The sequence below is a fragment of the Streptomyces sp. NPDC001219 genome (genome assembly GCF_053597915.1).
On record NZ_JBSFJF010000005.1, the window covers coordinates 90,222 to 113,924 of the forward strand.

Consider the following 23,703-nt stretch of genomic DNA (forward strand, 5'->3'; position numbering starts at 1 on the left):
GATCGAAGGCGAGGCATGCAAACACACTCCTGAGACAGGAGGAATCATGGCCACCAAGTTGCGAGCCCGAGACATCATGTCCGGTGGAGCGCACTGTGTGGGTGCACACGAATCGTTGCGGGACGCGGCGAAGATGATGCGGGACCTGGACGTCGGCTGCCTTCCCATCTGCGGTGACAACAACAGGCTCACGGGACTCATCACCGATCGTGACATCGTCGTCGCCTGTTGTGCCGAGGGGATCGACCCGGCGACGGTGCAGGCCGGTTCCATGGGCGGGACGCTGCACTGGATCGACGCGGACGCGGACGCCAACGAGGTCCTGCAGACCATGGAGCAGCACCACATCAAGCGGCTGCCGGTCATCGACGTCAGGGGCGGCCACCGCCTGGTGGGAATGATCACCGAGGCCAACCTCGCCAAGAACCTCAGCGACGCGCAGATCGCGGAGTTCGCCAGCAAGGTGTACGCGCCCGCCTGACGCGGGGCAGGCGGAGTCGTCCGCCCGTACCGGCACGACGGCCGGCCGGGCACGTAAGTGCGCCTCCGCACGCCTTTCCTCACGCCATTTCAGGAATGTCCCGGCGTCGGTGTTCAGGACCGGTTGAGCGCCGCCGAGCGCCGGGTGGGGCCACCGCCACCTGCGGTGATCCCACCCGTTAGCCTGCGTTGATCAACATCGGTTCGAGGCACCGCGCGCCCGTCGTGCGGTCCTGCGACGACGAAAGGGACGCTCCTGTGTCCATGCCCTCCCCGCCGCAGGGCGGCTACCCGCCGCCACCGGGTGGTCACCACCCCTACGGGCAGCCCGGCCAGCCGCCGTACGGCCCGCCGCAGACGCCGTACGGCCAGCAGGGCCAAGCCCCGTACGGCGGGCCCGGCATGCCGCAGCAGGGCGGCCACCCCGGCGGTCCGGTGACCGGCGGCCCCGCACCCGGAGGCCCCGGTGGGCGGCCGCCGCGGCAGATCCGCATACCCGGCTTCGTCCGTGCCCTCGTGACACTGGCGATCTTCGGCGGCATCGCCACCTGGGTGGTGCTCCACCAGGAGGAGTACAACGCCGAGGCCCACAAGCCCCCCAAGGTCGACCCCCGCAGCGTCGGACTCGCCAAGGTGGGCGACTGCCTGGAACAGACGGGCGGCACGGACGACGAACCGGACCTCGAACTCATCGGCTGCGAAAAGCCCGGAGCGAAGTACAAGGTCCTCAAGAAGGAGACCGGCGCCACCTGCGGCCCCGGCGAAACGCGGTACCGCCAACTCGACGGCCATTACGAGACGTTGAATCTCTGCATGTCGCGCGTCGGTGAGAAGGCCGGCGCGCCGTAGAAGGCCCGGGAGTCGGGCTTCGGGAACCGGGCGTCGGCGCAATGGCCTTGGCCCGATCGCACTCCGCCACCCCGCGCACCAAATCCGGCACCACGTGCACGCACTCCGGCGCCAGCCGCTGGCGTCGCACGTAGCGCGGGGTGGTCCGTCCACGATGCCGCGGACGGACCACCCCCTTCCCGGCAGGCGCCTTACACCTCCCTGCCGTCGCCGCCCTTCCGCGCGGTGGCCCGTCCCCTCCGGCGGGCCACCGCGCGGTGCGGAGGCGGAGTTTCATCGGAATTCCGGGATCGCCGTGCTATGCGCCGGCCGGGAATTCCGGAGGGCGCTCAGTGGGCGCCGGCGTGCGGCACGGCCAGTCGTGTACCGGGGAAAATCAGATCCGGATTCGCCCCGATCACGCGCTGGTTGAGCCGGTAGAATTCCTGCCAGCCCCAGCCGTGCGCGTAGGCGATTCCGCTCACCGTGTCCCCGGCATTGACGACGACCCTGCCGCCGGTACTCCTATGGCGCCCCAGTTTGTGGCGCTTCTCATGGGACTGCGGATGCCGGACCCGGCCGCGGGACGAGGGAGCGGCCTGCCGCTGTGGCGCGGGGCGGGCCTCGGCGCTCCGCGGAGTGCGGTGCGCGGTGGCCGAGTTGAGGCCCAGGGAGGCCGAGCAGGCCGGCCAGGCGCCCCAGCCCTGACGGGCCAGCACCCGCTCCGCCACCCTGATCTGCTGGGCCCGGGTCGCCCGCGCGGCCCGTGAGGCATAGGCGCCGCCGCCGAACGAGTGCCAGGTGGAGTGCGCGAACTGCAGCCCGCCGGAGAACCCGTTGCCCGTGTCGGTGCGCCAGTTCCCGCCGCTCTCGCAGCCGGCCAGGCGGTCCCATGTCCCGCTCCGGGCCTCGGCGGGCTGTCCGGTGGCCAGGTTCAGCGCACCGGCCGCCAGCAGGACCGCTGCCGCCGTGACCCCCCGGGTCCCATAGCCCCGGAATTCACTCCGGGCCGTCGATTTCGCTACCTGAGGAAATTGCATGCCTTTACTCCCGTCGCTCGCCGCGCAGTTGCCTGGCAGTCATTCAGGAAACCTGGCGCCGTGCGGCGTATCGCGTTCGAATGGAGCTCGAACTGCGTTTTCCGCACGGCGCCATGAATTCGACGGGGAAGAGACAACCACGGCCCGAGTTGTTATCGGCAGAGCGCGCGGTAGCGCCGCCGCGATACGGCCTGCCCCCTTGCCGTCGGCGCCCGGCCGTGCCTGCGCACGGCGCACCTGTTCAGACGGGCCGGGGCGCACCGCTCAGGCCGTAGGCGCATGACCACCAGCGGCCCGGCGATCACCTGGTCGGCCGGGGGGTGTCCGCCGAGCGCAACCGGCGCACGTGATGCACGCGCTGCGCAGGTACGCATGCACCGCGCACGGGTCCCGGCGGTGTCACCGCGCGGCCGGCGGCGAGGATCGGCGGGGCACCCGGCTCCCACGGGCGGGGAACGGCCTCCACCGGGGGAGTTGCAGCGGGGCGGCACCCTCACCATCGCGGTGCGCCGGCCACCGCGATCCGGATGGCGGGAGAGCGCAGCCCGGAGGAGGCGCAAAGCCACCGAGATGACAGGCCGACCCCGCTGTGTTCCCTTGGGGGAGGAGGGTGGTTCCGGCCCGGGAGGCTGCCATGGCCGAGGTGGATGTGCTGGTCGTCGGGGCGGGGCCGGTCGGGTTGACGGCGGCCTGTGAGCTGCGGCGGCGTGGGGTGCGGTGTCGTGTCGTCGACCGGCTGTCCGCGCCGCAGCCGTTCGCCAAGGCGGTGGGGGTTCAGCCCCGGACGCTGGAGATCTGGGACCGGATGGGGGTGGCGCGGGAGGCCCTGGCCGCCGCGGCTCCGCTCCGGGGGCAGTTGATCTATGTCAACGGCACGGAGCAGGCGCGGATCGAGCTGTCCCTGCCGCCGGATGTGCCCTACCGCTTCGCCGCCCTTCCGCAGTACGCCACCGAACGCATTCTCGCGGAACTGCTCGCGCGCTGGGGCTCCCATGTCGAACGCGGCACGGAGCTGGTGAGCTTCGAGCAGGACGCCGACGAGGTCCGGGTCTGTCTCGCGCTGCCGTCCGGCGCCCAGGAGTGGGTGAGCGCGGGCTTCCTCCTCGGGTGCGACGGCGCCCACAGCGCCGTCCGCAAGGGGCTCGGGCTGCGCTTCGAGGGCGGTTCCTTCCCCGAGGAGTACATGCTGGGCGATGTCGAGGTCGACTGGGAGCTGCCGCCCGGCTACGCGGTCCGTGCCATGCACCAGAGCGACGGACGCACCGACGACCTGCTGGTCTGCATCCCGCTGCCCGGCCGCAACCGCTACCGGATGTCCATGCTCGTCCCGCCGGAACTCTCCCTGTCACCACACCCGGGAGGGGACGAGGTGGCGCACGGTCTGGAGTCCGGCCCCACGCCCGGCCTCCCGCACATCCAGGCGGTCCTGGACCGGCTCGCGCCGCAGCCCACCCTGGCCTCCTCGCTCCGCTGGTCCTCGGTCTTCCGTATCAGTCACCGCTTGGTGGACCGCTACGGGGAAGGCCGGGTGTTCGTCGCGGGAGACGCCGCCCACATCCATCCGCCCACCGGGGCCCAGGGCATGAACACCGGCATCCAGGACGCCTACAACCTGGCGTGGAAGGTGGCCCTGGCGGTGCGGTCGACCGCGAGCGCGGGACTGCTGAGCAGCTACGACGCCGAGCGCCGTCCCGTGGGCGAGGAAGTGGTGCAGCGGACGGTCCGGCACGCCGGCGGCGGCGTCCAGGCGGACCCCGACGATCCGTCGACGGTGATCCGGCGCGAGGCCCAGCTGCTCGTCGGCTACCGCGGCAGCCCGATCGTCGGGCCGGACGGGCAGCCGTGCCAGGGCCCCGCGGCCGGTGACCGTGCACCGGACTGCGACGGCCTCCGACATGACCTCACCACCTTCCCGTCCCGCCTGTTCGACCTGCTGCGCGGCCAGGAGCACACCCTGCTGCTCTACGCGGACGACGAGGCCCAACTGGCGCCGTACGACGAGGTGGTGGCGTCGGCGCGGCGCGCGGCGCAGGGGCAGCTGGGCGTCTGGTTGATCGCCGCTCCGCGGCTCGGGACGGACGGTCTGCTGCTGCCCGTCGTCCGCGACAGCCTCGACACGTTCCGGCGGAACTACGGCGCACGCGGCGGCGAGGGATTCCTCATCCGTCCCGACGGCTATCTGGGGCTGCGCGACGCCCCGGTGAGCGGCCCGCGGCTGACGGAGCACCTCGCCCTGACCTTCCGCGGATGAGGCCGCCAGAGCCCTACGCGCCGCCGGCCACCGGCCAGGCCTCGACCAGCAGCCGCCCGTCTCCGTCCTGGTCCAGGGCGCGGAAGGCCTCCGCCGCCTGGGCGTCCGAGTGTCCCGCCGCGCGGTGGACCACGGTGAAGTCCTCCTGGCTGACCACACCGTCCCCGTCGGAGTCGGCGAGGGCGATGGTCGCGGCGACCGACGGCCCGACGACGTTGCCGATCGCCCCGGACGCGCTCGCGCGCGCGAACGCCTCGACGAACTGCTTCCGGTCCAGCCGCCCCATGGCGTCGACCCGTGCCATCGCGGCGAGCTGCTCGAAGGTGTGCCGCATCCCCGCATCCAGCGCCCGCGCCTTGGGGGAGTCCGCCGGTTCGCCCACCGCCTCCGTCAGCAGCCGCGCGCGGTCGGTGAAGTCCTGTGCGGTCAGATAGCCGTCGCCGTCGGTGTCGTACAGGGTGAAGCGGTGCTCGTACTCCGCACGCAGCGCATCGGTGATCATGCGTCATCCCTTCTGAGCGGGGGTGACTCCTGACGGAGCCCGGGAGGCGGACGGCCACGGGCGCCGCGACCGTCCGTCATGAGCACATTAAGTGGCGATGCGACAGCGCAGGGTGATCGAGGGGGGCGTGTTCGTCGCCTCGGCCGAAGGTCGCGGTGCTGTAGGCGGGCGTCGCAATTCCCCGGTGGACCGGGCGCCGTGCCGTCCGCCGGGGAGCGGATCACGTATCAGATATTTCGGGTCGGTCACGCCTGCAACCGGCGGGTCGGGCAAACAGTCCTACGGGGTATGAAAAGACGACTGAACCTGCGTGTCCCGCGGTCCGGCGCCGGTCGTCGGGCGGGCGCGGCGCTCGCCGTGACGGCGCTGACCGTTCCGCTGACGGTGGCCTTCGGCTCCACGGCCCAGGCCGCCACCGCCTCTTCGTGCACCGCGGGCCGCGGCCCGTACCAGAAGCAGGCCGAGAAGTTCCTCGGGCTGCCGGTGGACGGCCGGCAGTCCACCGCCGACTGCCGGGCGATCCGGGCCTTTCAGACCAGCCACGGCATCACCCCGAACATCGGCTACGCCGGGCCCGTCACCTGGGGCGTGATGCGTGTCGTGGCCCAGCAGCAGGCCGCCGGGCACAACCCCAACAAGGCCGGTAACTGCCCCACGAACAAGGGGCGGATAGCCTGCGTCGACCTGACCCGCCAGCTCAGCTGGATTCAGGACGGCAGGAAGCTGGTCTTCGGGCCGGTACCGGTCCGTACGGGCCGCGACGGGTACGAGACCCGCACCGGCGCCAAGAAGGTCTACTGGCGCCATCTGCACCATGTGTCGACGATCTACCACGTGCCCATGCCGTACAGCCAGTTCTTCGACGGCGGGCAGGCGTTCCACTCCATCAGCGGCAGCGTCTGGTCGGCGCCCGGCTCGCACGGCTGCGTCAACATGCGCAGCAACGACGCCAAGAAGTACTGGTCCCTGCTCAAGAACGGCGATGACGTCTACGTCTACGGCCGTAAGCCCGGCACCTGACGCGGCATCGGCCCGGCCGGACGCCGCCACGGACCGCCGATGTGAGCCCGCTACACCGGCTTCCGGGCGGCGGGCGCGGACGGCAGCGCACAGGCCGCCGTCCCGCCCGGCATCCGGTGCCGGTTGCGCGCGATCAGCCGGTAGACCCCATGGGCGATCCAGCGCACCGGCGGGAGCGTGAGCAACGCGCCCACGACCGGCCACCCGCGCGGTGCGCTCAGCAGCAGCTTGGCGACCGCCTGCGCGCCACCGTGCACCGCGCCGGCCGGCGTCACCCACAGCACCTCGTGCTCGGCACGCCGGCGGCTGACGCCCAGCTCCGCGAGATCGGCGAACTGCCAGGGCGTGGCCGCGCAGCGCGGACGCAGCCGCCGCTGCGCGAACCGCACCGAGGACGTGCAGAAGGCACAGTCGCCGTCGTAGACGAGTACGGGTTGCCGCCGCATGGTCCGGTCCCCCTCGCGCCGGTGGAATGTCCTGACGTGCGCCAGGTTACCGGGCAGGAATTCCGGGTGCCGTCGAGCCCACCTGTGGGGCGTCAGCCGGCCAGCAGGGTGTACAGGGCCATCGGTGTCACGTAGCCCGGCCAGCGGCCGTCGGCGAACAGATGGACACCGGCGTCCTGATAGACCTGATCGACGAGTTGGGAGCAGATCATGTGCCGGGTGCTGGCCACATAGCGGCGCAGCCCCGGGAGGGGCAGGTGGAAGCGGTGCGCGGCGATCGCCAGGTAGTCGAGGAAGCTGTAGGGCACCCCGACGTAGGCGGATGCCGCCGTGCAGAGGGCGGTGCGCTGCCGCTCGGTGAGCCCTTCCGGGCAGACGTACAGCACGTCGGTGCCGTCGTACGTGGTGAGCGGCGCGATCCGGGAACCGCCCGGCTGGGCTTCCAGCAGCCGGTCGCCGGGCAGTACGAGAAAGGCGTGCTGGTAGTCGGCGAAGCCGTCTCCGTTGAGCCATTGTCCGAAGCGGATCAGCCGGCCGGTGAGGCCGGATATCCGGGTGAGTCCGATGTCGCCGGGCAGGGGATGCGTGTGCTTCATGAGCAGCTCCCGGGAGCGCAAGGGGGGTTCCTGGATTCCTACCCGGTGTCCGGCCCCGCGCACCGCGTCCAGGGGCATGCCGTACCGCGGATTCCGGGCCAACCGGCCTTCTCCGTGGGGCAGATGGTGAGGGCGGACAGCAGTGGGGAAGGGGCATGCGGAAGTGGGGCGGGCACGGGCCACGTGCCCGTCCCAGGGGTAGGCCCCCTCGACGGCCGGGGAAACCGAGCGGGAGGAGCGGGACGTGAAGGGCACCGGAGTGAGTGAGCAGGCGGGGGCGGCGGGCCCGGACGCCTCCGGGGCGGGCGCCGGCGCCGGCCGGAAGCCGCTGTCGGGCAGTGTGGCGCTGGTGACCGGCGCCTCCAGCGGCATCGGCGCGGCCACCGCCCTGGCGCTCGCCCGGGAGGGCTGCTCCCTCGCGCTGGTGGCCCGCCGTACCGAGCGGCTGGAGGAGCTGGCGGAGGCGATCGGTACGCAGGGTGGCGCGTCCCTCGCCCTGACCGCCGACCTCGCCGCCGCGCCCGAGGCCCGCCGGACGGTCGAGCAGACCCTGGACCACTTCGGGCGGCTGGACCTCCTGGTGAACAACGCGGGCTTCGGCGCACGCGGCGCGGTGGAGGACAGCGACCCCGCGGACTGGGACCGGATGGTCGACCTCAACTTCAGGGCCGTGCTGCGGATGTCCCATGCCGCGCTGCCGCATCTGCTGCGCGCGGCGCACGAGGCGGTGCGGCCCACCGCCCAGGAACGCTGACCACCCGGCACCCGGCACCCGGCACCCGGCCGCGTCCGCCGGTACGGCCCGAGGAGAGACCCGTGCGACTCCTGCTCCTGTCCGACACCCATCTGCCCCGGCGCGCCAAGGTGCTGCCGCCCCGGCTGCTCGACGAGGTGCCGCGCGCCGACGTCGTGGTGCACGCCGGCGACTGGGTCGACACCGCCACCCTGGACCTGCTGACGGCCCGCGCCCGGCGGCTGATCGGGGTGTACGGCAACAACGACGGCCCGGAACTACGGGCGCGGCTGCCCGAGGTGGCGTACGCGGAACTGGCGGGCGTACGGCTCGGCGTGGTGCACGAGACCGGTGCCGCGCGGGGGCGGGAGCGCCGGTGCGCCGAACGGTTCCCCGGCCTCGATGTGCTGGTGTTCGGGCACAGCCACATCCCCTGGGACTCCACGGCCGGCGACCGGCTGCGGCTGCTCAACCCGGGATCGCCGACCGACCGCCGACGGCAGCCCTACTGCACCTACATGACGGCGGAGATCACGGCGGGCCGGCTCACGGCGGTGGAGCTGCACCGGCTGCCCCGCCTCCGCTGAGCGCGCGGTGGCCGGCCGCCCCGCCCGGCCGGGCGCTCAACGACCGAGCAGGCCACGCACATAGGCCGCCTGCCCGGCGTGCTGGAGGGCGTCGGCGACGACGCTGACGAGCCGGACGCCCAGGGTGACCGGCGGCGTCCAGGCGCGGTCGACGACGCGCTTCATGTCCTTGTCGTCGACCCCGGCGAGGTACTGCACGGTGTTGTCGTGCACCGCGCCGTGATAGTCCGTCAGCAGCTCGGCGGTCAGCTCCCGTACCGCCGCGACCTGCTTGGCCGTGTGGCCGTATCCGGTGTCGTCGGGGTCGAAGGGGAGCCCGAAGCGGTCGTACCAGCCGTCCGCGGTCCAGATCTGCTCGGTGCCGGCCACCCCGGCGACATGGTCGTCCTGGATGCGGGTGAGGTGCCAGACCAGCCAGCCGATCGAGTTGGCGTCGTCCTCGGGACGGGTGGCGAGCTCCTCCGGGTCGAGCCCGGTGACCGCGTCCTCGACGCTCTCCCGGATACGTCCGAAGGCGTCGACGAGCAGGTCCGTGCTGGCGTTCATGGCGGGCTCCTTTGCGGCGGCGGACGGCTGCACGCGGAGACTCCGCGGACAACCGGTACCGGTGGACCGATGTGCCGCGCTCCCGCGGTGGTCGGGCACCCCGGAGGGCATCAGCCCCGGCAGCCCGCCCATGGTCGCAAGCGGAGCGCGGGAAACGGCGAGGGGCAGGCCGAAAGGCGGCATTTCGGCCTTGTTACGGTGATCCGGCTCAGGAAAGTGAGCCCGTTCGCGTGATCCGGTGTCACCCCCGGTGACAGGGCGGTGCGTTGTCCCGCGTACGTTCTCCCGGATCTCACCCGAACACGAAGGTTCCCGTATGAGCCACGCCACGACCGCCCGCGCCGTCACCGACATACTCCAGCCCCGCAACGTCCTCCTCACCGGAATGCTCGGTATCGGATGGGCGGCCGCGGGGGACTGGACCGGCATCCTGTGGGGTCTGCTCGGGGCGCTGTGCGCCGGGCTCGTCCCGGCCGGCTACATCGAATGGGAGCGCCGGCGCGGGACATGGGGCGACCGGCATGTCGTGGACCGTACGAAGCGAGCGCCGATCTTCCTCGTCATCCTGGCGTCCATCGGCGCCGGGACGCTCGTCATGGTCCTCGGGCGGGCGCCGGCCGGCATCCTGGTCGCGATGCTCGCCCTGTGGGCGATGACGGTCGTTCTCCTGACGGTCAACACGGTCTGGAAGATCTCGGTGGACTCCGCGGTCGCCGCCGCCGTCGTCGCGCTGCTGGCGGTGGTGCACTCCCCGTGGTGGCTGGCGGCCGGTGCGCTGACGACCGCGGTGTGCTGGTCACGGGTCGCGCTGGGGTACCACTCCGTCACCCAGACCGTGGCCGGCGCCGCCCTCGGTGCCGCGACCGCGGCCGCGTTCCTGGCCGTCTGATCCGCGGACGGGGGCGACGAAAGGAGCCCGCCCGGTGGCCGGGGAGCCACCGGGCGCTTCGGTGTCATACCGGGCGGCTCACCGCTCGGACGGTCCCGCCATCTCGGCCAGGACGGAGCGCCAGTCCTCGCCCGGCTGCAGGCGTAGGGACCGGGACAGCCGGTCGGAGTGGTAGTGCCAGCGGTGGTCCAGGTCCGGATGGACCTCGTCCGTTTCGAGGATCTCGCTGTCGCTGCCGAGCAGTTCGGCCAGCGTGGCGGCGAGGTCCCGCCAGGTGACATGTCCGCTGACGGCGTTGGCGACGCCGTGCACGGGGGAGTCCAGGCAGGACACCACGGACCGGGCCAGGGCCGCGGCATGCACCCAGGCCGCACCGAACCAGGCATGACCGCCGGTGCCCGGCCGGGGCAGCTCGACCGGCCGGCCCTCCCGCGCGGCCTGGTAGAGCAGACCGGTCGCGCCCCAGCGCAACTGGTCCCGCAGCCGCTGGTGCGGGCCCCAGACGAGGGGGGAGCGGACGGCGCTCGCCCCGCCCCGGCCCTGGGAACCGGCGGCCCCCAGCAGCAGCGCCTCACAGTCCAGCTTCGCCTGCCCGTACGGGCTCAGCGGCTGGGCCGAGGCGGACTCCTCCGCCACCCACTCACCGGCCGGGTGCCCATAGGCGTCCACGCTGCTGACGAAGACGAACGGGCCGCGCGACCAGGCGCCGACCATCGCCGCCATCGCGGTCACATCGACCTCGGGGCGGGTGAAGGTACAGGCCGCGTGGATCACCGCGTCGGCGCCGTCGACGGCCTTGCGCAGCCCGTCCAGGTCGGTGAGGTCGCCCTCGATGACGTCCACCCCGTCCCCGGCGACCAGATGCGCGGACTCGGGGCGGGCCAGCGCCAGCACCGGGCGTCCCTTGGCGGCCAGTTCGCGCAGCACGAACGCGCCGACGCCGCCGGTGCCGCCGGTGACCAGGACCGTGCCCTCACGCGAGCGCCGCGGACCGGACGTGGTGACCGCGGGCGCGGCGGCCCGCTCCGCCGCGCGGGTGTCCAGCAGCGCGGTGACCGCGCGCGGGGTGCGGGCCTGCATGATGTCCAGCCCGGTCAACGGCAGCTTCAGCGCCCCGCGCAGCCGTTCGGCGAGCTGGACGGCGACCAGCGAGTGACCGCCGAGGAGGAAGAAGTCCTCGTCCGGCCCCGCCGGACGGCCCAGCAGCGCGCGGAAACCCTCGGCCACCGCCTCGGCGCAGGCGCCCTCCGGCGCGGGCGCGGACGGCATTCCGGGGAGCCGGGACACGTCGGGCGCGCCGTCGGCCGTCCGCGGCAGCGCGTCCAGCAGGGTCACCACGGCGGGCACCAGGTCCGGCGCCAGCGCGGCCCGCAGCCGGGAGCGGAGTTCGGCCGGTGCGGGGCCACCGATCTCGCGCAGCACGGCGTACGCCAGCAGGGGCCCGCCGGCCGGCTCCAGCACCGCGGCGTCGGCCACCCCGGTGTGCGACCGCAGCAGCGCCTCGGCCGGATGCATGTCGGCCGGATGCGCGTCGGCCCCGTCCCGCGGCGCCGGCAGCGCACCGGGCAACCGGGAGAGCCGCAGGCCCGGTTCGTCCGCGACCGCGGTGAGCAGGGCGGCGTAGTGCGCACCGAGACCGGCCGCCGCCTCCTCGTCCAGCGCGGTCCGGCCGTACTGGACGAGCCCGGCGGGGGCGTCGGTGTCCACCAGGCCGAAGGAGAGGTCGAACTTGGCCTCGGCGGGGCCGACCTCGACGTACTCGCCCACCGTGCCCGGCAGCCGCAGCGTGGTGGGTTCCCCCAGCACGTCCGCGGTCACCCGGATCAGGGCCGTGCCGTCCGTGCCGCGGGCACCGGCGCCGAGCCGCTCCAGGATGAGGTCGAAGGGCACCTCGCGGGACTCCTGGGCGTCGAGCAGCGCCTCCCGCACCCGCTCCACGAGCGTGGTGAACGACGGGTCGCCGCCCGTGTGCACCCGCACCGGGAGGGTGTTGACACACAGTCCGACCAGCCCGCGCATCTCCGCGCCCTGCCGGTGGCTGCCCGCCACCCCGATCACCAGGTCGTCCTGGCCGGTGAAGCGGTGCAGGGCGGCGAAGGCCGCGGCGAGGGCCACGGTGAACAGGGTGGCGCGGTGGTCCCGGCCCAGCGCGCGCAGCGCCGCCGGGACCCGCGGGTCGAGCGGGACGGTGTGCGTACCGGCGGGCCGGGCGCCGCTGTCGGCGGGCGGGTGCGCCGGGCGGGGCAGCCGCAGCGGGGAGACTCCCGCGAGGCGGTCCTCCCAGTGGCGCAGGCCCTGTTCGAGGCGGTCGGCGGCGGCCTGCTCCCGCCGGGCGAAGTCCGCGTACTGCGGCGGAGCCGGCTGCGGCCCGGCCGTGGTGCCCTCCGTGGCGGCCGAGTAGAGCGCGGCGAGTTCACCGGCCACGGTCTCCAGCGAGGCGCCGTCCAGCGCGATGTGATGGAACGTCAGCAGAACGGTGTGGTCCTGCGGCCCGTGCCGCACCACCAGCGCGCGCGGCATGGGACCGGTGGCGAGGTCGAACGGCCGGTGTGCCTCCTCGGCCAGCAGGGCGGCGGCACCGTCGGCGTCCGCCTCGACGACCCGCGGCGCGATCGCCTCCGGAGCCGGCAGCACCTCCTGGTAGGGCTCACCGTCCCGCTGCCCGTACCGGGTGCGCAGGATCTCGTGGCGGCGCACCAGCGAGGTCAGCGCGGTGGCCAGCGTGTCGAGGTCGAGCGGACCGCGCAGCCGGGTGGCGAACGGCACGCTGTACGAGGCGCCGCCCCCGCCCAGCCGGTCCATCAGCCACATCCGGCGCTGGGCGTGGGAGAGCGGCGCGGGACCCTGGTGGACCGCCTCGGGGACGGGTGCGGGGCGGGCGGTGCGGGAGCGCGCCCGGCGCAGCAGTTCCTCCTGGAGCGCCGCGGCGGCGGGGGTGTCAGTGGCCATCGGTGTCCTCCGGGGCGCCGGGGCGCAGATCGCTGTGCAGGGCGAGCAGCGCACGCTCGACCAGCGTGGCATGACCCGCCACGGTGGGGGCGGCGAAGAAGTCGGCGAGGGTCAGCTCGACGCCGAGCTCCTCGCGCAGGTCGTCGGTGACGGCGAGGGCCAGCAGCGAGTGGCCGCCCAGCGCGAGGAAGTCGGCGTCCGCGCGGGTGACCTCGCGGCCCAGCGAGCGGCTCCAGATCTCGGCGACCGCCTGCTCCAGCGGACCGAGCGGACCGGCCGGGGCGTCGGACCCGTCCGCCGTGAGCAGGTCCGTCAGGGCGCGGCGGTCGACCTTGCCGGAGGCGGTCAGCGGCAGCGCGTCCACGCACCGCACCTCGTCGGGCACCAGATGGGCGGGCAGCACGGCGGCGAGATGGCCGCGCAGGGCGTCGGGGCGGGGGACCGGACCGGGCGCGGCCACGACGAACGCGGCGAGCCGGGAGTCCTCGGGGGAGGGGCGGTGCACGGTCACGGCCGCGTCCGCCACCTCGGGCCGCTCCCGCAGGGCGTGTTCGATCTCGGCCGGTTCGATCCGGAAACCGCGGACCTTCACCTGGTCGTCCGTGCGCCCATGGAACTCCAGGAGCCCGTCCGGGCGCCGGGAGACGAGGTCGCCGGTGCGGTAGAGGCGCCCCGGCCCGGAGTGGTGGACGAAGCGCTCGGCGGTCAGCTCCGGCCGCCCGGTGTAGCCGTGCGCCAGCCGGCTGCCACCGATCCACAGTTCGCCCGGCACCCCGTCCCGGACCGGCCGGCCGTCGTCGTCGAGGAGGTGCACGGTCGCACCGGCCACCGGCCGGCCGATGGGCACCTGGCCGTCACAGTCGGCGTCGGTGACACGGTGGGTGGTGGTGAAGGTCGTCGCCTCCGTCGGCCCGTAGCCGTTGACCAGCTCCAGCCAGGGGAAGGCGCGCAGCACCGCGCGGGCGTGGTGCGCGGACAGCGCCTCGCCGCCCACGACCACCGTGCGCAGCGCCGAGAAGATCCGGGAGCGGCGGCCGGCCAGCTGGTGGAAGAGCGCGGTGGTGAAGAAGGCGACGGTGACGCCGTGGCGCTCCACGTGCCGGGCCAGGTCCTCGAACGACGGCCGTTCGGCGGTGCACACCACCACCGCGGCGCCGTTGGCCAGCGCGCCCCACACCTCGAAGGTCGAGGCGTCGAAGGTCATCGGCGAGTGGAAGAGCACCCGGTCGCGGGCGGTGAGGGTGAGGTACGCCGGCGCGGAGACCAGCTCGGCGATCGCGTGGTGCGGCACGGCCACGCCCTTGGGGCGGCCGGTGGAACCCGAGGTGAACATGATGAACGCGGCGGTGTCCGGGCCCGGTTCGGCCGCCGGGAGCCGGTCGTCGTCCACCAGCGGCTCCGCCGGCAGCGCCAGGGTGGCGCCGCCCAGCTCCGCGGACTCCAGGAGCTTGCTGTCTCCGACGGTCAGCGTCGCACCCGCCTCGGCTGCCAAGGCCTCGGAACGGGCCCGCGGATGGGCCGGATCGAGCGGCACACACACGGCGCCCGCCCACCACAGCGCGAGCTGCGCGACGACCGTCCGGGCGCTGCGGGGCATCAGCAGGGCGACGGAGTCACCCGCGCCGACACCGTGCGCCCGCAGATGCGCGGCGAGTGCTCGGGCGGACGAGACGAGCTGCGCATAGGTGAGCGTGCTGTCGCCGTCCGCCACGGCCAGGGCGTGCGGGGTCCGCGCGGCGTGCCGGGCCACGAGGGCCGGCAGACCGGCCGCGGGAGACGGAGTGCCTTCGGTGGGCACGGGGCCTTCCTTCCGGGTGTCGGGGGAGAACGGGGTCGCGGGGGTGCGGGCGGTCATCTCAGGCCCCCGCCGGCTGCCGGGCGGCGCGCTGGTCGACGAGCAGGGCCACGGCGCGCAGATCGGGCTGGCGCAGCAGCTCGGGGGCGCGCAGCCGGACGCCGCTCTCCTTCTCGATGACGGTCAGCAGCCGGGCGGCGAGCACGGAGGTGCCGCCGGCCCCGGTGAAGTTGTCGGCCAGGGACATGCCGGGCCGGCCGAGCAGATCGCGGACGGCGCTCAGCACCAGCCGCTCACCGGGCGTGGCACCGTCGGCCGCGCCGCCGTCCGGTGCGGTGCCGTCGGCGCGGGACGGGCCGCTGTCGGCCGCCCGCCGGGTCAGCTCGGCGCGGTCCACCTTGCCGTTGGCGTCCAGCGGGAAGGAGCCCACGAACCGCACGTCCGAGGGGACGGCCTGCTCGGGCAGCCAGGTCCGCAGCGCGGGCAGCAGCGCGTCCGCGGTGAGCCCGGAGCCGGCGGCCGCCCGGACGTACGCCACCAGGCGGGCCGGGCCGTCGGCGGTGCGCGGTGCGGTGACGACGGCGCTCAGCACCGCCGGGTCCTGCTCGAACGCGGCCTCCACCTCGGCCGGTTCGATCCGGACCCCGCTGATCTTGACCTGGTCGTCGAGGCGGCCGAGGAACTCCAGCTGCCCGTCGGCCGCCATCCGCACCCGGTCCCCGGTGCGGTAGACCCGCTCCACGCCCGGCAGTCCGAGGCCCTCGGGCGCGGCCGTGAAGCGGCGCGCGGTCAGCTCGGGGTCCAGGTAGCCGAGCGCCAGCCCGCTGCCGCCGATGAGGAGTTCGCCCTCCGTGCCGCGCTCGACGGGACGGCCGTCCGCGTCGGCGACGAGTACGGTCACGCCCGGTACGGGACCGCCGATCGGGGGCGCGGAGTCCGTACCGGCCGCCTCGTCCGTGCCGTACATGGCGTAGGCGGTGGCGATCACGGTGGCCTCGGCCGGGCCGTAGGCGTTGTGGACGGTCGCGGTCACCTCCGCGCCGGGGCGGCGGCGCATCCGGTCACCGCCGACCATCAGATGACGCAGGCTCAGGCCCTTCGGCCAAGGACGGTCCAGCAGCGGCTCGACCATCGGGGTCGCGGCCACCGACACCGACACGGCGGCCGTGCGCCACCAGTCGGCGAGCACCACGGAGTCCCAGCGGACCTCGTCCGGCGCGGGCACCAGGGCCGCCCCGGACGTCAGCCCGGCCCACAGCTCCAGCAGATGGGGGTCGAAGGCGACACCGATCAGCAGCGACTGCCGGTCACCGGGGCCGAGTCCGGTCGTGGTGCGGTACCAGTCGAGCAGCCCGCCGAGCGCGGGCTCACCGACGGCCACCGCCTTGGGGCGGCCGGTGGAGCCCGAGGTCAGCACGGCGTAGAACGCCCCCTCGGGCGCGGAGTGCGCGGCGGCACCCGGCGTGGCGAACGCCGCCACGATCGTGGCGGTGGCGTTGGCCCCCTCGGCGGGCAGCGCCAGGTCCATCCGGTCGGCCGTCCGGTGCCGGGGCGGCAGCAGCGCCGGATCGCCGATCAGACAGCGGACGTTCAGATCCTCGGTGACGGCGTCGGTGCGGCGCTCACCGGGACGGGGCCCCAGCGGCAGATACACGGCGCCGATCCTGGCCAGCGCGACGGCCGTCACCACGAGGGCGGCCGACCGGTCCAGGCAGACGCCGACCAGGTCCCCGGGCCCCACCCGGTCGCGCAGCGCCCGCGCGGTCTCCGCCGCGGCGGCGTCGATCTGCCCGTACGTCCAGCGGTGCTCCCCGTCGACCACCGCGGGAGCCTCCGGGGCGCGGTGGACCCACTCCTCGAAACGGGCGAGGACTCCGGTCACGCCCTCGGCGGCGGGACGGGCGCCCTGGGCGATGCTGAGCGTGCCGGGCTGCGGGGTGTGCTGTCCGGCGGTCGCCGGAGCCGCCGTCGGGGCGGTCATCTGCTGGGTCATCAGGACTCCGTCACGGTGGTCGAGGCGGCGGGAACGGGCGCGGCGGTGCCGACGGTGGCGAGCGCGGCGGCCTGGTCGGTCAGCACCGGGTTCTGGAACAGCAGCCGCAGCGGCGGACGCTTCCCCAGCCGCGGTTCCAGCCAGGAGGCCAGCTGCGCGGCGAGCAGCGAGTGACCACCGGCCCGGAAGAAGTCCGAGGACAGCTCGAAGCGGTCGTGGCCCAGGGCCTCCCGCCAGCCCTCGACGAGCAGCGCCGTCATCGGATCGGCCGGCTCCTCCGGTATCCCGGCGCCGGGCTCCTCGGCGGGCGCGGCCGGCTCCAGCGCGGCGGCGCTGCGGGTCAGGGCGGTCCGGTCCGGCTTGCCGCCGGCCAGCCGCGGCATGACGTCGAGCCGGGCCCAGCGCCCCGGTACGAGGGCGCTCGGCAGCCGTCGGCTCAGCTCCGTGTGCAGCGCCTGCTCGTCCCACGGCCCGTCCTCGTCCGCGCTCTCCAGGAAGCCGACCAGCCGGGGCCCGCCGGGGGCCTCACGGTCCAGGACGACGGCGCAGGACCGGCCGCCGAGCGCGGCCGAGGCGGCCGCCTCGACCTCTTCCAGCTCGATCCGGTAACCCCGCAGCTTGATCTGGTGGTCCAGGCGTCCCAGGAAGTACAGCAGCCCGTCGCGGCCGCGGTAGCCGCGGTCGCCGGTGAGGTAGACCCGCTCACCGCCGAGCGCCTCGATACGGCGGAAGCGCGCTGCGGTGACCTCCGGGTTGCCGACGTAGCCCTCGGCCAACCCCGCCCCGGCGATGGCCAGTTCGCCGACCGCGCCGTCCGGCAGCGGCCGGTGGTGGGCGTCCAGGACATACACCCGTTCGCCGGGCAGCTCGGTGCCGAGCGGAATCTCCGCCCCGTCGACGAGACCGTCCCGGGTGATCTCGTGGACGGTGGAGCTGATGGCGGCCTCGGTGACGCCGTAGACGTTGAGCACGGTGCTGTCGGTGTCGGCCAGGAACGCGCGCAGCGCGTCCGCCGGGAGCCGTTCACCGCCGAGGACCAGCAGCCGCGGGGCCCAGTGGCCGTCGCGGAGTGCGGGGCGCATCTCCTGACGGGTGGCCAGGAAGTAGCTGGTGGGCAGGTTGGCCACGGTGACCCGGGCGGCGGCCAGCAGTTCGGCCAGCTCGGTGCCGGTCGGGACCTCCCGCTCGGGGGCGACCAGGCACGCCCCGGCGTACAGCGACGGCAGCACCTCTTCGAGGGACACGTCGAACGACGGCTGGGCGAACAGCAGCACCCGGTCACCCGGGCGCAGGCCGAACCGCTCGGCCGCTCCGGTCAGATGGTTCTCCAGCGCCGCGCGGCCGACGGCGACCGGCTTGGGGATGCCCGTCGAGCCGGAGGTGTGGATGAGGTACGCGGCATCGGGCACGGTACCGGCGTCCCGGGCCGGCGGCAGGACCGCGGCGTCGACGGTGGCCGAGGGCAGGCCGTCGGGAACGGGCACCGGGGCGTCCGCCGAGGTCAGCACCAGCGCCGGACTCAGCCGCTCCAGCAGCAGCGTCAGGCGGGCCGGCGGGTCGGACGGTGAGAGCGGGCAGTACACCGCGCGGGTCCGCAGACAGGCCAGCAGCGTCACGACCGAGTCGGCACCACGGGGCAGCACCGCGGCCACCGGCTGACCGGCCGTCACCCCCGCCGCCCGCATCCGCTCGGCGAGCGAGGCGACCCGGTCGGCCAGGTCCCCGTAGGTGATCCTGCGGGCGCCGACGAGCAGCGCGGGCAGCGAGGGGTCGTGGGCGGTGGCGGGGTCGAGCGGGTCGTGCCGCGGCGCCTGCGGAGCGGCGGCCGGCAGGGCCGGCGGCACCGGCGGCGGCGCCAGGTCGGCGAGCGCGGTGCCCGGCGCGTCGAGATACCCCCGCAGCAGGTCGAGGAATCGCCCGGCCAGCAGCTTCGCCACGTCCTCACCGAACATGTCGGCGTCGTAGTCCCAGACCAGCGTCATTCCCGCGGCGCCGTGCCGGAGGCCGACCCCGCGCCGGTCGTCCGGCAGCAGCACCACGTCCAGGTCGAAGCGGGTGGTGCCGGTGTTGAAGCCCTCGAACAGGGTGATGTCCAGACCGGGGACGTCGATCTCGGGCAGCTCCGCGTCGTGGGCGCTGAACATGACGCCGAACAGCGGGTTGTCGGCGCCGGAGGTGTGCAGCCCGAGCGCGCGGGTCAGCTCCTGGATCGGCACCTCCTGGTGCGGCAGGGCGCGGATGAGGGTGTCGGTCACCTCGTCCATGGACTCCTCGGCCGGGGCGGCCGGGTCCAGCCGGAGCGCGAGCGGGATGGTGTTGACGAACATGCCCACGGCGTCCTCGAAACCGCGGGGGCGGTTGCCGACCGCGGTGCCGATCACCATCTGGGCGCGCCCGCTGTGCCGGCGCAGCAGCTCGGCGAAGAGCCCGAGGAGCGTGGCGAACGGCGTCAGACCGCGTTCCCTGGCGTGGGCGCGGAGGCGCTCCGCCAGATCCGCGCCGATCGACTGGCGCAACTGGCCGCCGTGGTGCCGGCGCCGGGCACCGGGCCGGGCCAGACCGGGCAGCGGCATGTCGTAGGACATCTCCCGCAGCGCGCCGGCCCAGAACTCCAGACCGTCCCGCCGCTCCGCGCTCGCCTCGTCCTGGGACCGGGCACGAATGTGGTCGGCGTACGAGGACGCGGCCGGCAGCTCCACCGGCTCGCCCAGGACGCGGCCCCGGTAGACGGTGAACACGTCCCGCAGCAGGATCGCGAACGAGTGGCCGTCGTGGATCAGATGGTGCTCGACGTGGATGAGCCGGTGCCGGTCGTCCGCCAGCCGGACCAGCGTCCAGCGCAGCAGCGGCGCCTCGTAGGTGTCCAGCGGCGTCTCCGCCTCGGTGCGCAGCAGCTCCTGGAACGCGCTCTCCGGGTCCGCCGCCCCGCTCAGGTCCACGGTGCGCAGCCGCGGCGCACAGGCGTCGGCGACCCGCTGTCCCGGCATCGCCCCGGCGACGGCGACGAGTTCCAGCCGCAGTCCGGCGTGCCGGTCGAGGGTGGCGGCGAGCCCGTCGCGCAGCGCGTCGGTGTCGAGCGTGCCCCACAGGTCGAGGGCGGCGGTGAAGTTGTAGGCGCGGCTGCCCGGTTGCACCTGCTCGTGCAGCCAGACGATCTCCTGCGAGGAGGAGAGCGGAAGCATGGGCGATCCCTGAGGTCGTCGGGGTGGATGTGCTCCGGCCGGGCATGGTCGGGCCCGGCCGGTGGGCGCGCAGACGGCGCCGCGGATCGCGCGGCGGGTCTGGCGGTGTCGGTGGTGGGTGCGGGGGCGGGCCCCCGTGGCATGGGTCAGCCGGCCGTCGGCGCGGGGGTCCGCACCGCGTCGGCGAGGGCGGTGAAGGCGCTCTCGGCGATGCCGTCGGGGAGGACCGCGCGGTCCCACACCATGCGCAGCCGCAGCTCGGGCCCCTGGGTGACGGACACCGCGAAGGGGCCGCGGACCGCCCGGCCGTCGACATGGATCTCCCGGCCGTTCACCCCGCCCAGGCGCAGCGGCGGCTGACGGCGGGCGTCGTCGACGGTCAGCATGCCGTCGAGCCCGCCGCGCCAGCCGGAGCCGGCCGCACGGGCGGCGTGCACCACGGCGTCGAACGGCGTGCCCGCGTGGTCCAGGTCGTCCCACCAGGCCGCGGCCGTCGCGGACGCGGTGGGCCGGTCACCGGTGTCGGCCGGGAAGACCACGGTGTTGAGGAAGCAGCCGAGCACGGGAGCGGCACCGGCCGGGCGGCCGCCCCACGGGTAGCCGAGCGGCACCACATGGCCCGCTCCGTACAGCACCGCGGCGGCCGCCCGGCAGGCGTTCAGCAGCTCGGGGAAGGGCACTCCGTCGGGAGCCACGGGCAGCCGCAGCGTGGCCGAGCCGCTCGGCGGCGCACCGGGGGAGAGCGGCTCCGGACGGGCCGCGGGGGCCCGTTCGCCCACCGTGCGCAGCCGTGCGCCCCAGTACGCCATGGCCTCCGGCGCGCCCGCGCGCTCCTCCGCGTCGAGCTGCCGCAGCACCGCGTCCCGGTAGGCGTCCAGCTCGGCGGCGACCTCGGCGGGCGAGGGGCCGTCGGCGCCGGTTCCCTCCTCGTAGGCGTCGCCGAGTTCCGCGACGAGCCGGGCCAGCGACTGGCCGTCACAGGCACTGTGGTCCAGGACGACGGCGAGCACCTCCTCCGTCCCCTCCGGACCGTCCGGCACCAGGAACAGCCGCAGCGGCGCCCCCTCCGGCGTCCACCGGGTCAGGGCACGGCGCAGCACGGCCGCCGCGTCCTCACCGGGCGCGCACACCTCCCGCACCACCGGGACCTGCGGCTGCTCCAGACGGAGCGCCGGGGTGCCGCGCAGCACGGTGGGCCGGGCCCGCAGCACCGGGTGCCGGGCGGCGAGCTGGTTCGCGGCGGCCGCGAGGCGTACGGGGTCCACCGTGCCGCGCGGGAAGGCGAAGAACATCGGCACGAGATCCGGCCGCCCGGCCGGGTCCATGGCACGCACCAGGGCGAAGCGACGCTGGGCGCCCGTGACGGGCAGCAGAACCGGGGTGCCGGCACCGGCGTCGAGCTGCCGGAAGCGGGCCAGGTACTGGCTCGTGATGCTGAGCACGTGATCCTCTTTGTCGGGACTGACGCGCATCACCGGAGGGGATGCGGGTGGGAAAGCCGTGCAGGGGGGAGCAGAGGGAGGAGGGGGGAGGAGGGGCGGCGCCGGACGCGGCGGCCGGCCGTCAGCCGAGGGGCGCGGGCTCGGCCCGGTCCGTGGCTGCCGGGTCCTCGGGCGCCTCGGCGGCCGGCAGCTCGCGCATCCGGCGCAGCGGGGAGAGCAGCAGCGGCAGCGGCACGACCAGGAATCCGGCCGCACACCACGCCAGCGCCGTACGGGCGCCGAACGCGTCGGCCAGCGCACCGCCGGCCAGCGCACCGAGCGGCAGGGTGCCCCACATCAGGAAGCGCAGGGTGGCGTTCATCCGGCCGAGCAGCCGGGGCGGGCAGAGCGCCTGACGGAAGCTCACCTGCGCGACGTTGTAGACGACGGCACCGAAGAAGACCACGCCGGAGCCGAGGGCGAACAGCGCGGCACCCGCGCCGCGCCCGGAGAGCGGCCACAGCAGCGCGAACGGGCCGGTGACCAGCGCGGACAGCCAGATGATCCGGGCCTGCCCGAGCCGGGCGGCGAGTCGGCCGGCGCACAGGGCGCCGGCGAGCCCGCCCACGGCCGAGGCGGCCAGCACGAGGCCCACCACTCCCGGCGCCAGTCCGAGCACCCGGACCAGGAAGACGGTCTGGGTGGCCATCAGCGTCGCGGTGAAGAAGTTCGCCAGTCCGGTCGTCACCGCGATCACCCGCAGCAGACGGTGCCCGAACACGAACCGCAGGCCCTCACCGATGTCCTGGCGCAGCGACGCACCCGGCACGGGCTCGGGGCGGCTCTCGGACTGCCTGATGCCCCGCAGGAACAGCGCCGAGAGCGCGTATCCGACGGCGTCGGCGACGATGGCCAGGGAGGCGCCGAGCAGCTGGACGAGACCGCCGCCGAGCCCGGGACCGGCCACCTGCGCCGTGGAGCGGATGGTCTCCAGCGCCCCGTTGCCCGCGACCAGCTGATCCTTGGGCAGCAGGTGCGGCACGAAGCTCTGGTGTGCCACGTCGAAGAAGACCGTCGCCACTCCGGTGACCAGGGCGACGAGGTAGAGCTGTGCCATCGTCAGCGCTCCGGCGACGGCGGCCAGGGGGATGCTCGCCATCGCCAGGGCCCGTACGACATCGGCCCGGATCATCAGCGGCAGCTTGCGCATCCGGTCGACCCAGGCCCCGGCGGGCAGTCCGACCAGCAGGAACGCGGCGGTCTCCGCGGCCGTGAGCAACCCCACCTGGAAGGCGGGGGCGTTGAGCTCCAGCACCGCGACGAGGGGCAGGGCGACCAGGGTGACCTGGGAGCCGAGCTGCGCGGTCGCGGCACCGGCGAGCAGGAGACGGAAGTCGCGCAGGCGCAGCGGGCCGCTGGCCGCGGGTCGGGGTATGGCGGGCATGCGACTGACCATCGCGGACCGACCGGTCAGGGTCAAAACCAGATGCACACTTTCGGTCGGCTTTCTTCACCATTTCCCCCTCAAGACAGAAAATTCTCCGCCAGATCCGGGCAACTGCCGGATGACTGCCACCTGACGCCTTGCCTGGTGGGAGGGGTGGGCCAGGGGGTAAGCCGGTGGAGAACGGGTGATCACGTGCAGAGTGTCACGTGACGGACTCCGACCGAAAACAGCCGTCGATGTCCGCTTATTGACCGAAGCGCTGAGTTCATCCGCTATGCCATCCGGGAGGGAGTCCGCTTCCGGTGCCCTCGGTGGACAGCTCCCGTGGGCGGTTTCCGGGTTCCTGGCCCACGACAGACGGGCGCCCCCGCCGTAGTGGCGGGGGCGCCCGTGTGCGTGCAAAACCCGTCAGCCGGGCCGGAGTTCGGTGTCGACGGCGCCGCGGAGCAGTTCGTGGGCCCGCTCAAGCGTGGTGGTGCCGCTCAGCCAGCGTTCGCTCAGGCCCTCGACCAGCGCGGTGAGCCGCTCGGCCGCCGCGTACGGGTCGGTCCCGGCCGCGCCCGGAACGGCCTCCTGGGCCTGCCGCAGAAGGCCGGCGAGATCCTCCACCCACTCCCGGGTCGCGTCGGCCAGCAGCTCCCGCAGGTCCGGGTCGAAGACGGCGCTGGCGCGCAACTCGCCCCAGGCCGCACTGTTCTCCTTGACCTGGGGGGAGTCCTGGATCTCCAGCAGCAGCATCTCGGTGAGCTGGACCCGGGGATCGTCGGAGGTATCCAGTGCGGCGTCGGTGTAGCGGACCGCGCGCCGGCTGATGAACTCCAGCGTGCGGCGCAGCAGTCCGGCGCGGTCCTTGAAGTGGTAGTAGATCAGCGCGGTCGAGACGGCGGCCTCCGCGGAAACCTCCTCGACACGCAGCCCGCGGACGCCCCGCCGGGCGATCAGCCGGGCGGCGGCTTCGAGGATCTGGGTGGGCCTGTCCGGCATCGCGTGCTCCCGCT

At 74.3% G+C, this 23,703-nt stretch carries 19 protein-coding genes; 7 read left to right on the forward strand and 12 right to left on the reverse strand.

Annotated elements, in window-relative coordinates:
• Positions 1-46: 46 nt before the first annotated feature.
• Together ACWC9R_RS04790 and ACWC9R_RS04795 are read left to right on the forward strand one after the other, a co-directional pair.
• Positions 47-481: a CBS domain-containing protein gene (locus ACWC9R_RS04790; protein ID WP_362612207.1), complete on the forward strand. Its 435-nt coding sequence runs from the start codon at positions 47-49 to the stop codon at positions 479-481.
• Between the two features lie 263 nt (positions 482-744).
• A complete protein-coding gene (locus tag ACWC9R_RS04795) occupies positions 745-1,329 on the forward strand; it encodes an LppU/SCO3897 family protein (RefSeq protein WP_450729037.1) in 585 nt (194 codons plus the stop codon).
• A 329-nt stretch (positions 1,330-1,658) separates the two neighbouring features.
• Here the strand turns inward: ACWC9R_RS04795 and ACWC9R_RS04800 are convergent, their stop codons facing one another.
• On the reverse strand, positions 1,659-2,348 hold the full coding sequence (locus ACWC9R_RS04800; RefSeq protein WP_450728954.1) for a transglycosylase family protein: 690 nt from the start codon (positions 2,346-2,348) through the stop codon (positions 1,659-1,661).
• Positions 2,349-2,982: 634 nt separating this feature from the next.
• Here ACWC9R_RS04800 and ACWC9R_RS04805 point away from each other — a divergent pair.
• Complete coding sequence (locus ACWC9R_RS04805; protein WP_450728955.1) at positions 2,983-4,599, forward strand: FAD-dependent monooxygenase; 1,617 nt, start codon at positions 2,983-2,985, stop codon at positions 4,597-4,599.
• A 13-nt stretch (positions 4,600-4,612) separates the two neighbouring features.
• On the opposite strand, the gene ACWC9R_RS04810 is transcribed toward ACWC9R_RS04805, so the two are convergent.
• Positions 4,613-5,101: an EF-hand domain-containing protein gene (locus ACWC9R_RS04810; RefSeq protein WP_450728956.1), complete on the reverse strand. Its 489-nt coding sequence runs from the start codon at positions 5,099-5,101 to the stop codon at positions 4,613-4,615.
• 288 nt (positions 5,102-5,389) lie between these two features.
• Here ACWC9R_RS04810 and ACWC9R_RS04815 point away from each other — a divergent pair, with 288 nt between their 5' ends.
• Positions 5,390-6,121, forward strand: a complete 732-nt coding sequence (locus ACWC9R_RS04815; protein WP_450728957.1) for a L,D-transpeptidase family protein — start codon at positions 5,390-5,392, stop codon at positions 6,119-6,121.
• Between the two features lie 50 nt (positions 6,122-6,171).
• On the opposite strand, the gene ACWC9R_RS04820 is transcribed toward ACWC9R_RS04815, so the two are convergent.
• On the reverse strand, positions 6,172-6,567 hold the full coding sequence (locus tag ACWC9R_RS04820) for a thiol-disulfide oxidoreductase DCC family protein (RefSeq protein WP_450728958.1): 396 nt from the start codon (positions 6,565-6,567) through the stop codon (positions 6,172-6,174).
• Between the two features lie 92 nt (positions 6,568-6,659).
• Positions 6,660-7,163 carry a hypothetical protein gene (locus tag ACWC9R_RS04825; RefSeq protein ID WP_450728959.1) on the reverse strand — a complete coding sequence of 168 codons (504 nt, stop codon included), beginning with the start codon at positions 7,161-7,163 and terminating at the stop codon, positions 6,660-6,662.
• A 244-nt stretch (positions 7,164-7,407) separates the two neighbouring features.
• Here ACWC9R_RS04825 and ACWC9R_RS04830 point away from each other — a divergent pair, with 244 nt between their 5' ends.
• Both ACWC9R_RS04830 and ACWC9R_RS04835 read left to right on the forward strand, forming a co-directional pair.
• Positions 7,408-7,917 (forward strand): SDR family NAD(P)-dependent oxidoreductase, encoded by a 510-nt coding sequence (locus tag ACWC9R_RS04830; RefSeq protein ID WP_450728960.1) that lies wholly within the window; start codon positions 7,408-7,410, stop codon positions 7,915-7,917.
• Positions 7,918-7,979: 62 nt separating this feature from the next.
• Positions 7,980-8,483, forward strand: coding sequence for a metallophosphoesterase family protein (locus ACWC9R_RS04835; RefSeq protein WP_450728961.1), 504 nt, complete (start codon positions 7,980-7,982; stop codon positions 8,481-8,483).
• A 36-nt stretch (positions 8,484-8,519) separates the two neighbouring features.
• Here ACWC9R_RS04835 and ACWC9R_RS04840 read toward each other — a convergent pair whose 3' ends face one another.
• Positions 8,520-9,029 carry a mycothiol transferase gene (locus ACWC9R_RS04840; protein ID WP_450728962.1) on the reverse strand — a complete coding sequence of 170 codons (510 nt, stop codon included), beginning with the start codon at positions 9,027-9,029 and terminating at the stop codon, positions 8,520-8,522.
• Between the two features lie 316 nt (positions 9,030-9,345).
• On the opposite strand from ACWC9R_RS04840, the gene ACWC9R_RS04845 reads away from it, so the two are divergent.
• Positions 9,346-9,918 carry a hypothetical protein gene (locus ACWC9R_RS04845; protein ID WP_450728963.1) on the forward strand — a complete coding sequence of 191 codons (573 nt, stop codon included), beginning with the start codon at positions 9,346-9,348 and terminating at the stop codon, positions 9,916-9,918.
• A 78-nt stretch (positions 9,919-9,996) separates the two neighbouring features.
• Here the strand turns inward: ACWC9R_RS04845 and ACWC9R_RS04850 are convergent, their stop codons facing one another.
• The 7 genes from ACWC9R_RS04850 to ACWC9R_RS04880 all read right to left on the reverse strand — a co-directional run bounded on the left by ACWC9R_RS04850 (position 9,997) and on the right by ACWC9R_RS04880 (position 23,689).
• Positions 9,997-12,867 carry a condensation domain-containing protein gene (locus ACWC9R_RS04850; protein ID WP_450728964.1) on the reverse strand — a complete coding sequence of 957 codons (2,871 nt, stop codon included), beginning with the start codon at positions 12,865-12,867 and terminating at the stop codon, positions 9,997-9,999.
• A complete protein-coding gene (locus ACWC9R_RS04855) occupies positions 12,857-14,665 on the reverse strand; it encodes an amino acid adenylation domain-containing protein (protein ID WP_450728965.1) in 1,809 nt (602 codons plus the stop codon). The genes ACWC9R_RS04850 and ACWC9R_RS04855 overlap by 11 nt, the downstream gene beginning before the upstream one ends.
• Before the next feature lie 58 nt (positions 14,666-14,723).
• Positions 14,724-16,655: a non-ribosomal peptide synthetase gene (locus ACWC9R_RS04860; RefSeq protein WP_450728966.1), complete on the reverse strand. Its 1,932-nt coding sequence runs from the start codon at positions 16,653-16,655 to the stop codon at positions 14,724-14,726.
• Complete coding sequence (locus ACWC9R_RS04865; protein WP_450728967.1) at positions 16,655-19,837, reverse strand: non-ribosomal peptide synthetase; 3,183 nt, start codon at positions 19,835-19,837, stop codon at positions 16,655-16,657. The genes ACWC9R_RS04860 and ACWC9R_RS04865 overlap by 1 nt, the downstream gene beginning before the upstream one ends.
• A gap of 146 nt (positions 19,838-19,983) precedes the next feature.
• On the reverse strand, positions 19,984-21,279 hold the full coding sequence (locus ACWC9R_RS04870) for a non-ribosomal peptide synthetase (protein ID WP_450728968.1): 1,296 nt from the start codon (positions 21,277-21,279) through the stop codon (positions 19,984-19,986).
• A 121-nt stretch (positions 21,280-21,400) separates the two neighbouring features.
• Entirely contained in the window at positions 21,401-22,702 is a 1,302-nt protein-coding gene (locus ACWC9R_RS04875; RefSeq protein ID WP_450728969.1) for an MFS transporter, read from the reverse strand.
• 411 nt (positions 22,703-23,113) lie between these two features.
• Positions 23,114-23,689 (reverse strand): TetR/AcrR family transcriptional regulator, encoded by a 576-nt coding sequence (locus ACWC9R_RS04880; RefSeq protein WP_450728970.1) that lies wholly within the window; start codon positions 23,687-23,689, stop codon positions 23,114-23,116.
• Positions 23,690-23,703 lie beyond the last annotated feature (14 nt).